This window comes from Streptomyces alboflavus (genome assembly GCF_000716675.1).
Classification (GTDB): Bacteria; Actinomycetota; Actinomycetes; order Streptomycetales; family Streptomycetaceae; genus Streptomyces; species Streptomyces alboflavus.
In genome coordinates this window covers 40874-51691 of sequence record NZ_JNXT01000061.1, presented here as the reverse complement: position 1 = coordinate 51691, position 10818 = coordinate 40874, and the positions used below count along the sequence as shown (strand labels likewise).

General features: G+C 71.8%; 8 protein-coding genes. 5 read left to right on the top strand and 3 right to left on the bottom strand.

From position 1 onward, the window contains the following. The first annotated feature begins 228 nt into the window (after positions 1–228). On the top strand, positions 229–1851 hold the full coding sequence (locus OO63_RS34115; RefSeq protein WP_030357972.1) for an N-acyl-D-amino-acid deacylase family protein: 1623 nt from the start codon (positions 229–231) through the stop codon (positions 1849–1851). A 12-nt stretch (positions 1852–1863) separates the two neighbouring features. Here the strand turns inward: OO63_RS34115 and OO63_RS34110 are convergent, their stop codons facing one another. Continuing rightward, a complete protein-coding gene (locus tag OO63_RS34110) occupies positions 1864–2733 on the bottom strand; it encodes a S1 family peptidase (protein ID WP_030357971.1) in 870 nt (289 codons plus the stop codon). Between the two features lie 251 nt (positions 2734–2984). Here OO63_RS34110 and OO63_RS34105 point away from each other — a divergent pair, with 251 nt between their 5' ends. Next, positions 2985–4196 (top strand): pyridoxal phosphate-dependent aminotransferase, encoded by a 1212-nt coding sequence (locus OO63_RS34105; RefSeq protein WP_030357970.1) that lies wholly within the window; start codon positions 2985–2987, stop codon positions 4194–4196. Positions 4197–4319: 123 nt separating this feature from the next. Beyond that, positions 4320–4730, top strand: coding sequence for an SCO4983 family protein (locus OO63_RS34100; RefSeq protein WP_030357969.1), 411 nt, complete (start codon positions 4320–4322; stop codon positions 4728–4730). Between the two features lie 58 nt (positions 4731–4788). Here the strand turns inward: OO63_RS34100 and OO63_RS34095 are convergent, their stop codons facing one another. Beyond that, on the bottom strand, positions 4789–6639 hold the full coding sequence (locus tag OO63_RS34095) for a phosphoenolpyruvate carboxykinase (GTP) (protein ID WP_030357968.1): 1851 nt from the start codon (positions 6637–6639) through the stop codon (positions 4789–4791). A 294-nt stretch (positions 6640–6933) separates the two neighbouring features. Between OO63_RS34095 and trhA the strand changes: the two genes are divergently transcribed. Beyond that, a complete protein-coding gene (trhA, locus tag OO63_RS34090; RefSeq protein WP_031192626.1) occupies positions 6934–7656 on the top strand; it encodes a PAQR family membrane homeostasis protein TrhA in 723 nt (240 codons plus the stop codon). A gap of 241 nt (positions 7657–7897) precedes the next feature. Beyond that, complete coding sequence (locus tag OO63_RS34085) at positions 7898–8662, top strand: Mut7-C RNAse domain-containing protein (RefSeq protein ID WP_030357966.1); 765 nt, start codon at positions 7898–7900, stop codon at positions 8660–8662. A 110-nt stretch (positions 8663–8772) separates the two neighbouring features. Here OO63_RS34085 and OO63_RS34080 read toward each other — a convergent pair whose 3' ends face one another. Beyond that, positions 8773–10800, bottom strand: a complete 2028-nt coding sequence (locus tag OO63_RS34080) for a thioredoxin domain-containing protein (RefSeq protein WP_030357965.1) — start codon at positions 10798–10800, stop codon at positions 8773–8775. Between the last annotated feature and the right edge of the window lie 18 nt (positions 10801–10818).

Here is a 10818-nt window from a genome sequence, read left to right as displayed (position 1 = left end):
GCCCCTCAGCCCGCCCCCGGGCGAACCTTCCGGCCTGCCTCGGCGAAATCTTTTAGCCCGTCCGGCGATTGAGGACGAGGCGCGGAGCGCCGATTCGGGGGAGGACTGTCCCACCCGACACGGGACACCCACCCCCGGGGTCCAGGGGCAGAGCCCCGGTTTCGGAGAAGGGGCGGGACTGGGGCGCGCCGCGAGGCCACAACCACCCGCACCAGAAAGGCACCCACCATGGACCTGGTCATCCGCGGAGCCCGCCTCATCGACGGCACGGGCACCGCCTCGTACACAGCCGACGTGGCCATAACAGAGGGCCGCATCACCGAGATCCGCCGAGAGGGCACGGGCCCCCGCCCGACAGCCACGGCGGGGGCAAGGACCGTGGAGGCGGACGGCCTCGCCCTGGCCCCCGGCTTCATCGACATGCACGCGCACAGCGACCTGGCCCTCCTCCGCGACCCGGACCACAGCGCGAAGGCGGCCCAGGGCGTCACCCTGGAGGTCATCGGCCAGGACGGCCTGTCGTACGCGCCGGTGGACGACGCCACCCTCGCCCAGGTCCGCCAGGCCATCACGGGCTGGAACGGCGACGGGAGCGACATCGACTTCGACTGGCGCACCGTCGGCGAGTACCTGGACCGCCTGGACCGGGCACACGGCGGCCGCGGCATCGCGGTGAACGCCGCGTACCTGATCCCGCAGGGCACGGTCCGGATGTACGCGATGGGCTGGGAGGACCGCGAGGCCACCCCCGCCGAGCTGGAGCGGATGAAGGAGCTGGTCGCGCAGGGCATGCGGGAGGGCGCGGTCGGCATGTCGTCGGGCCTGACGTACACCCCGGGCATGTACGCGAAGGACGCCGAACTCACCGAACTGTGCCGCGTGGTGGCGGCGCACGGCGGCTACTACTGCCCGCACCACCGCAGTTACGGCGCGGGCGCCCTGGAGGCGTACGAGGAGATGGTGGAGCTGACGCGCTCCGCGGACTGCCCCCTCCACCTCGCCCACGCCACCATGAACTTCGGCGTGAACAAGGGCAAGGCCCCGGACCTCCTGGCGCTCCTGGACGGGGCCCTGGCCGCGGGGGCCGACATCACCCTGGACACGTACCCGTACACGCCCGGCTGCACGACCCTCGTGGCGATGCTGCCGAGCTGGGCGAGCGAGGGCGGCCCGGACGCGATCCTCGCCCGCCTCCAGGACGACGAGACGGCGGCGCGGATCCGCCACCACATGGAGGTCATCGGCGCGGACGGCTGCCACGGCGTGCCCATCGAGTGGGACACGATCGAGATCTCCGGCGTCTCCGACCCGGGCCTCGCGTCCTGCGTGGGGAAGACGATCCAGCAGTCGGCCGACATGCGCGGCGAGGAGCCGTGGGTGACGGCACGGCGGCTGCTGATCAACGACCGGCTCGGCTCGACGATCCTCCAGCACGTGGGCCACGAGGAGAACGTCCGGGCGATCATGCGCCACCCCGTGCACACGGGCGGCAGCGACGGCATCCTGCAGGGCTTCAAGCCGCACCCGCGGGCGTACGGCACATTCCCGCAGTATCTGGGCCAGTACGTGCGGGAGTTGGGGGTGCTGTCCCTGGAGGAGTGCGTCGCGCACCTCACCTCGCGTCCCGCGGCCCGCCTCCGGCTCCCCGACCGGGGCATCGTCCGCGAGGGCTACCGCGCCGACCTGGTCCTCTTCGACCCGGACACGGTCGCGGCGGGCTCGACGTTCGAGGCGCCGCGCACCCTGCCGGTGGGCATCCCGCACGTCCTCATCGACGGCGAGTTCGTGATCGAGGACGGCCGGCGCACGGACGTCCTCGCGGGACGTGCCGTGCGCCGGACCGAAAGCTGATCCCCAGAAGGGTCAGGGCTTGGGCAGCGTGCAGCCCGGACGGTTCAGGTCGATCTTGTTGCCGGCCCCGACGCAGGGGACGATGGTGTACGTCTGCTGGCCGTAGTTGATGCCCTGGCGGACGGTCACCTTGCCGTTCTGGTCGACCTCGCACGGGTTGTTGTCCGTGCACCGCTCGCCGTTCTCATTGCCGGTGTTGTTGACGGCGACGACCTTGCCGGTCGCGTCGTCGACCACCGGCGAGCCCGACGTGCCGCCGATCGTCTGGCACGCGGAGGTGTAGCGGACCGAGTCCTTCCAGGTCCAGCGCCCCTCCTTGAGCTGGTACGCGAAGCCGTCGACGTTGCACTTGTACATCCGCTTCCAGTAGCCGGACACGACCGTGATGGCCTTGCCCTGCGTCGGACGCGCGGAGTCCAGTTCGAGCGCCTTGATGCCGTACCGGCTCTCGATGTCCTTGTAGGTGCTGGTGAGCTGGTACAGCGAGACGTCGTTGTCGGTCATCGTGCCGTAGGCGATCTTGCTGGCGCGCACGGTGCCCGCGTTGCCGCCGCTCGCGTTCAGGAGCGTGAAGCTGCGGGACGAGGCGCGGTCGACGATGACCTGTCCTGGGGCCGGGAAGCCGGTCTCCAGGCAGTGCCCGTTGGACATCACGAGCGCGGGGTCGGTCGGCTGCGACGACGGTACGCGGACGACGGAGCCGGAACAGTTGCTGAGCGCCACGGTGCCGGCGAAGCTCACGGCCTTGGCGGCCGGTGCCTTGACGGCGGCCGCCGTCCGCTTGTCGGACGACGGCGCGTCATTGCTGACGGCCGCCGCGGGCACGCTCGCGGCACCGAGAAGCACGGCAGCGAGCGCGGTTCCGACGAGAGGCTTGTTCATGTGGGGGTCCCCTCTGATGACTCTGTGACCGAAGGTCCTTCGGTTTTGTCATGCGCATTGTTGGGGTCACCGGCCCCCACCACAAGACCGCGTACAGCCAAGAACAGGGCCACGAGCCACCCACCCGAGGAAGGTGCCCCAAAGGGGCGCGGGGAACTGCGCGAGCAACCACGACGAACCCGCACCCGCCGCCGGCCAGAGGTGACCGAGCTCTCCCCACCCAAGGCGCCCCCGCCCGATACCCTCGGGGGATGCAGGTGATCCAGTCCACGAAGCTCGCCAACGTCTGCTACGAGATCCGGGGCCCCGTCCTCGAGGAGGCGATGCGCCTGGAAGCCGCGGGCCACCGCATCCTCAAGCTCAACACCGGCAACCCCGCGGCCTTCGGCTTCGAGTGCCCCCCGGAGATCCTGGAGGACATCCTCCGCAACGTCGGCGAAGCCCATGGGTACGGCGACGCGAAGGGCCTGCTCGCGGCGCGCCGCGCCGTGGTGATGCACAACCAGACCCTCGGCATCGAGACCGACGTCGAGCACGTCTTCATCGGCAACGGCGTCTCCGAGCTGATCGTGATGGCCATGCAGGGCCTGCTCGACGACGGCGACGAGGTCCTGGTCCCGGCGCCCGACTACCCCCTGTGGACCGCCGCGGTCTCCCTCTCCGGCGGCACCGCCGTGCACTACCGCTGCGACGAGCAGGCGGACTGGATGCCCGACCTCGCCGACATCGAGCGCAAGATCACCGACCGCACCAAGGCGATGGTGATCATCAACCCGAACAACCCGACCGGGGCGGTCTACGACGAGGCGATGGTCCGCGCCCTCACCGACATCGCGCGCCGCCACAACCTCCTGGTCTGCTCGGACGAGATCTACGACAAGATCCTCTACGACGGCGCCACGCACACGCCGACCGCCGCCGTCGCCCCGGACCTGCTCACGCTCACGTTCAACGGCATGTCGAAGGCGTACCGCGTGGCCGGGTACCGCGTCGGCTGGATGTCGGTCTCCGGGCCGAAGGCCCACGCCGCCTCGTACATCGAGGGCCTGACGATCCTGGCGAACATGCGCCTGTGCGCGAACATGCCGGGCCAGCACGGCGTGGTCGCCGCGCTCAGCGGCCGGCAGACGATCAACGACCTGGTGCTCCCGGGCGGGCGCCTGCTCGAACAGCGCGACACGGCGTACGACCTACTGACCCAGATCCCCGGCGTGACCTGCGTGAAGCCGAAGGGCTCCCTCTACCTCTTCCCGCGGCTCGACCCGAAGGTCTTCAAGATCAAGGACGACCGCCGACTGGTCCTCGACCTGCTTCGCGCCGAGAAGATCATGGTGGTCCACGGCACCGGCTTCAACTGGCCCGAGCCCGACCACTTCCGCGTGGTGACCCTGCCGACGGCGCCGGACCTGGCGGACGCGGTGACCCGCATCGGCAGCTTCCTGGACGGCTACAGCCAGCCCTGACCCGCCCCCACAGCGGGGGCGACCGCTGCCGGGGCCTGCCCCGGCCCCGCTTTCCAGGACCGACTCAACTTTAGACAGAATCTAAGCTAGGATGGCTTTCAAGCAACCGCCTGGAGGCCTCTCATGTACGAGCCGATCCGCACCAAGTCGGTCCACGCCATGGCCGACCCGGGCGACTTCCCGCACCGCTCCCGCGAGGAGGAGCTGGACATCCAGCTCGCAGGGCACCTCGCCGCGCTGCTCGCCGTGACCGACGAACTGCGCGGGCTCACCCCCTCGCCGGACCTCGACGCGGCCGCCGACCAGCTGGCCGCCCAGGTGGCCCGGCTGCGCGGCGGCCTCCCGCCGGTCCGCGCGGGCGTGGTCGCCGCCATCCACGAGCCGCATGTGTCCGGCCTGCACCAGCGCGCGCACGCCCTCGCGGGCCGCGCCCTGGTGGTGGCCGCCTCCCGCGCCGACACCGGCGCGGCGATCCTGGCCGCCGAGCGCATGGACGCGCACGCGGCCGCCGCCCACCTCGTGGGCGCCGCCTAAGCGACCCCGGGCCGGGCGCCTCGGAGGCGCCCGGCCCGGGTGTCACACTCCGCTCGGGTCAGCCCAGACGGGCGACCAGCGCGCGGTACTCGTCCCACAGCTCCTTCGGGGTGTGCTCCCCGAACGTGTTCAGGTGCTCGGGCACGAGCGCGGCCTCCTCGCGCCAGACCTCCTTGTCGACCGTGAGCAGGAACTCCAGGTCGGCGGCGGGCAGTTCGAGGCCCTTCGTGTCCAGGGACGCGGGCGTCGGCAGGACGCCGATGGGGGTCTCCACGCCCTCGGCGCGCCCGTCGAGACGGTCGACGATCCACTTCAGGACGCGGGAGTTCTCACCGAATCCGGGCCACACGAACTTGCCGTCCGCGTTCTTGCGGAACCAGTTCACGTAGTAGATCTTCGGCAGCTTGGACTGGTCCTTGTCCTTGGCCACGTCCACCCAGTGGGCCATGTAGTCGCCCATGTTGTAGCCGCAGAACGGCAGCATCGCGAACGGGTCGCGGCGCAGCTCGCCGACCTTGCCCTCGGCCGCGGCGGTCTTCTCGGAGGCGACGTTCGCACCCAGGAAGACACCGTGGTTCCAGCTGAGGGACTCGGTGACCAGCGGCACCGCGGAGGCGCGGCGGCCGCCGAAGAGGATCGCCGAGATCGGCACGCCCTTGGGGTCCTCCCACTCGGGCGCGATGATCGGGCACTGCGCGGCCGGGGTGGTGAAGCGGGCGTTGGGGTGCGCGGCCGGGACGCCCGAGTCCGGCGTCCAGTCGTTGCCCTTCCAGTCGGTGAGGTGCTTCGGGGTCTCCTCCGTCATGCCCTCCCACCAGACGTCGCCGTCGTCCGTCAGCGCGACGTTGGTGAAGACGGAGTTGCCCCACAGGGTCTTCATCGCGTTGGCGTTGGTGTGCTCGCCGGTGCCGGGCGCGACGCCGAAGAAGCCGGCCTCGGGGTTGATCGCGTAGAGGCGGCCGTCCTCGCCGAACCGCATCCAGGCGATGTCGTCGCCGATGGTCTCCACGGTCCAGCCGGAGATCGTGGGCTCCAGCATGGCCAGGTTGGTCTTGCCGCAGGCGGACGGGAAGGCGGCGGCGACGTACTTGGACTCGCCGGTCGGCGGCGTCAGCTTCAGGATCAGCATGTGCTCGGCCAGCCAGCCCTCGTCGCGCGCCATGACGGACGCGATGCGCAGGGCGTAGCACTTCTTGCCGAGCAGGGCGTTGCCGCCGTAGCCGGAGCCGTAGGACCAGATCTCGCGGTCCTCGGGGAAGTGCGAGATGTACTTCGTGGAGTTGCAGGGCCACGGCACGTCGGCCTGGCCCGGCTCCAGCGGGGCGCCGAGAGTGTGCACGGCCTTCACGAAGAAGCCGTCGGAGCCGAGCTCGTCGAGGACCGGCTGCCCCATGCGGGTCATGGTGCGCATGGAGACGGCGACGTACGCGGAGTCGGTGATCTCGACGCCGATCGCGGACAGCGGCGAGCCGAGCGGGCCCATGCAGAACGGCACGACGTACATCGTGCGGCCGCGCATGGAGCCCCGGAAGATGCCGCCCTCGCCGCCCGTGCCGGCGAAGACCTCCCGCATCTCGGCGGGGGCCTTCCAGTGGTTGGTGGGCCCGGCGTCCGCCTCCTTCTCGGAGCAGATGTACGTGCGGTCCTCGACGCGGGCGACGTCGGTCGGGTCGGAGGCCGCGTAGTAGGAGTTGGGCCGCTTGATCGGGTCCAGCTTCTTGAAGGTGCCCTTGGCCACGAGCTCCTCGCACAGGCGCTCGTACTCGGCCTCGGAGCCGTCGCACCAGACCACCCTGTCCGGCTGGGTCAGTTCGGCGATCTCGTTCACCCAGGACACGAGTGCCTGGTGGTCGGTGGGGACGGTGCCCGGGGACGTCACTGACGGGGGAGCCGCGATATCGCGCGCCACGATTGCTCCTATACGAGGGTTTGTGGTTGGGGCCCCGTGGGGGCTGCGACCCGGATGCTTCACTGCTTCGATCTTCCTGGCGCTCATCCGGTGCCGACCGCACTCATTTGATCATCCGACGCATATGCGCATCTGTCCAGAGTGCCTCACAACTGAGCGGCGTGAGCATTGCCACTCCCCAGGTCCCCCATCCGGGCACGCACGCACCCCGTGACCGTGAGCCTCACCACTAGTAAGCTCTGCCCACGTCGCCTTTGACACCTAACTTACGGTTCCGTAGGTACGATGCCGCCCATGACTTCACCCGTCCCCGACGCGCTCGTGAACTCCCCCGCCGGCGGCGCCGACCAGGCAGCGGCCGAGACGTCCGCGCCGGTCCACCCGGTGAAGCCCAAGCTGCGCGGCTGGCTGCACGCCGGAATGTTCCCCGCGGTCCTGGTCTCCGGTCTGTTCCTGACCGCGCTCGCCGACTCCACCCGCGGCCGCATAGCGTGCGGGATCTACGTCCTCACGGCGTGCCTGCTGTTCGGCGTCAGCGCGCTCTACCACCGCGGCAACTGGTCCCCGCGCGCGGACGGCGTCCTGCGCAGGCTCGACCACGCCAACATCTTCCTGATCATCGCGGGCACGTACACCCCCCTGACCCTCCTGCTCCTGCCCGACGCCAAGGGCCAGTGGCTGATGTGGGGCATCTGGGCGGCCGCCGCCGCGGGCATCGTCTTCCGCGTCTTCTGGGTCGGCGCCCCACGCTGGCTCTACACCCCCTGCTACCTGGCCATGGGCTGGGCAGCCGTCTTCTTCCTCCCCGACTTCCTGCGCACGGGCGGCATCGCCGTCCTGGTCCTCGTGATCGTCGGCGGCCTCCTCTACAGCGTCGGCGGCGTGGTCTACGGCTTCAAACGCCCCAACCCCTCCCCCCGCTGGTTCGGCTTCCACGAGGTCTTCCACTCGTTCACGCTGGCGGCGTTCGCGGTGCACTACGTGGGGATCTCGCTGGTTGCCTACCAGCACGGGTGACCAGCAGGCGTGACCAGTAGGTCAGAGATGCCCGGGCAGATCCGGGCTGCCCGGGCAGGTCAGGGGTGCCCCGGGGCTGCTCCGACCCGCAGGTCAGAACCGTCCGCAGGGAGAACCAGCCCGTCCGGCGCTTGAGGACGAGGCGCGAAGCGCCGACAAGGGGGAAAGGGGCGAAGCCCCAGCCGAGTGCGGCAAGCCATAAACCCAAGGGCGCCCCGCCAGAACCTGCCATGCTGGCCCAATGAACGGTCCGGAGATCCTCATCGACTTCGCCCCAGACCTGGCCCTGTTCGTCCCGCACGACCGGCGCGGCCGCACCACCACCGCCGTCACCGACGGCGCGTCCTCCCTGGGGCACGTCGTGGAGTCGCTCGGCGTCCCCCTCACCGAGGTCGGCGCGCTCGTCGTGGACGGCCACGAGGTCCCCGTCGGGCACGTGCCCGCCGCGGGCCAGCGCGTCGAGGTGCGGTGCGTACCGCGGCCGCAGCGGGTGCGCCCCGACGAGCAGCCCCCCGAGGAGCCCCTGCGCTTCCTCCTCGACGTACACCTCGGCACCCTCGCCCGGCGCCTGCGGCTGCTCGGCGTCGACACCGCGTACGAGAGCACGGACATCGGCGACCCCGCGCTCGCCACCCGGTCCGCCGCCGAGCGCCGCGTGCTCCTGAGCCGGGACCGGGGGCTGCTGCGCCGCCGGGAGCTGTGGGCGGGCGCGTACGTCTACAGCGACCGGCCCGAGGACCAGCTCAGCGACGTCCTGGAGCGGTTCGCGCCGCCGCTCAGGCCGTGGACGCGCTGCACGGCCTGCAACGGGACGCTGCGGGCCGCCACCAAGGAGGACGTGGCGGAGCGGCTCGAAGGCGGCACGCGGGGGACGTACGACGTGTTCGCGGAGTGCGGTGACTGCGCCCGCGTGTACTGGCGGGGCGCCCACCACGAACGCCTCCAGTCCATCGTCCGGCAGGCCGTCGCCGCGTCGGAGGGCACGGTCGCCCTGCCGCCGGGCTGACCCCGCGCCCGGGAGCCGCTGCGGTCAGGAGGCCGCCGGGAGCCACAGCGGTCAGCAGGCACGCCCAGCCCAGGGCGGTCAGCGCCCACAACCCAGGGCGGCCCGGGCCGCTACCGGGACACCCCCAAGGCCCGCGCCAGCTCCTCCCCGTCCGTCGTCGGGCGGTCGCACACGAACCCCCGGCACACGTACGCCGTCTCCTCGCCGTCCACCAGCGACCGCCCCGCGAGCAGCGGGAGTTCGCCGTCCGGCCGCCCCGCGGCGACGACGGCGCCGGGCGCGGTCGCGAGGAGCGCGACGCGGTGCAGGGCGCCGCCGACCTCCCCGGCGACGGCCACCTCGCGCGGCCCGTCGAGCGCGGCCTCCGCCACGGCGAGCCCGTGCCCGATGAACCGCGGCGCGCGCGGCGCGAGGGACGCGACGACGCCGAGGGCCCGCTCGGCCGCCTCCCGGTGGGGCGTCGCGCCGGTCTGGGCCGCGTACGACAGGAGCGCGCCCGCCGCCGCGGTCCACCCGGAGGGCGCCGCGTTGTCCGTGGGGTCCTGCGGGCGCCGGATGAGCCGCTCGCCGTCCGCCGCCGTGTCGTAGAGCGCCCCGGACTCCGCGTCGACGAACTGCGCGAGGACGTGGTCGAGCAGGAACCCGGCGAAGTCCAGCCACACGCCCTCGCCGGTCACGGAGGCGAGGGCGAGGAAGCCCTCGGCGACGTCGGCGTAGTCCTCCAGGACCCCGGCGTTGGCGCCGACGTGCCCGTCCTTGGAGGTGCGGGCGAGCCGGGCGCGGTCGTCGAGGTGGAGGCGGACGAGCAGGTCCCCGGCGGCGACGGCGGCCGCGACCAGGTCGGGGCGGTCGAAGAGGGCGCCGGTCTCGGCGAGCGCGGCGACGGCGAGGCCGTTCCAGGCGGCGACCACCTTGTCGTCGCGGGCGGGTGCGGGCCGCTCGGCGCGGGCGGCGAGGAGGCGTGCGCGGATGTCGGCGATCCGGTCGGCGTCGGCGACCGTGCCGTCCTCTCCCCGGGGGAGCTGGAGGACGGAGGCGCCCTCCTCGAAGGTGCCCTCCTCGGTCACGCCGAAGTACGCGGCGGCGAGGTCGCCGTCGGCCTCGCCCAGGACCTCGCGGAGCTGCGCGGGCGTCCACACGTAGTACGCGCCCTCGACGAGCCTGCCCGTGGCGTCCTCGCTGTCGGCGTCCAGGGCGGAGGCGAACCCGCCCTCGTTGGTGCGCAGTTCGCGGACCATGAAGTCGGCCGTCTCCAGGGCGACGCGGCGCGCCAGGTCCGAGCCCGTGGTCCGCCACAGGTGGGCGTAGGCGCGGCACAGCAGCGCGTTGTCGTACAGCATCTTCTCGAAGTGCGGCACGACCCACTCGCGGTCGACGGAGTAGCGGGCGAAGCCGCCGCCGAGCTGGTCGTAGATGCCGCCGCGGGCCATGTGCTCGCAGGTGTCGGCGGCCATCTGCAGGGCGCCCTCGGAGCCGGTGCGGGCGTGGGTGCGCAGCAGGAACTCCACGACCATGGACGGCGGGAACTTGGGGGCGCCGCCGAAGCCGCCGTGCGTGGCGTCGTAGTCCCGGGTCAGGCCGAGGAGCGCCTGGGCCAGCTCCTCCTCGCCGGGCCGGCCGCCGTCCCCGACGGCCAGTTGACGCTCCGACAGGTCCTGGGTGATCTTCGAGGCGACCTCGCCGACCTCGTCGCGCCGGTCCGTCCACGCCCGGTGCACGCCGTCGAGGACCTGCGGGAAGGACGGCATGCCGTGGCGGGGCTCGGGCGGGAAGTAGGTGCCGAAGTAGAAGGGTTCGGCGTCGGCGGTGAGGAAGACCGTCATGGGCCAGCCGCCCTGCCCGGTCGCGGCCTGCACGGCCTCCATGTAGACGGCGTCGACGTCGGGGCGCTCCTCCCGGTCGACCTTGATGTTCACGAAGTGCTCGTTCATGAGTGCGGCCGTCGACTCGTCCTCGAAGGATTCGTGGGCCATCACATGACACCAGTGGCAGCTCGAGTACCCGACGGAGAGGAGCACCGGCACGCCGCGCTCCCGGGCGGCGGCGAACGCCTCGGCCGACCAGGGCCACCAGTCGACGGGGTTGTCGGCGTGCTGGAGGAGGTAGGGGGACGTCTCATGGGCCAGTCGGTTCGGCATGGCCCCATCCTCGCGCAC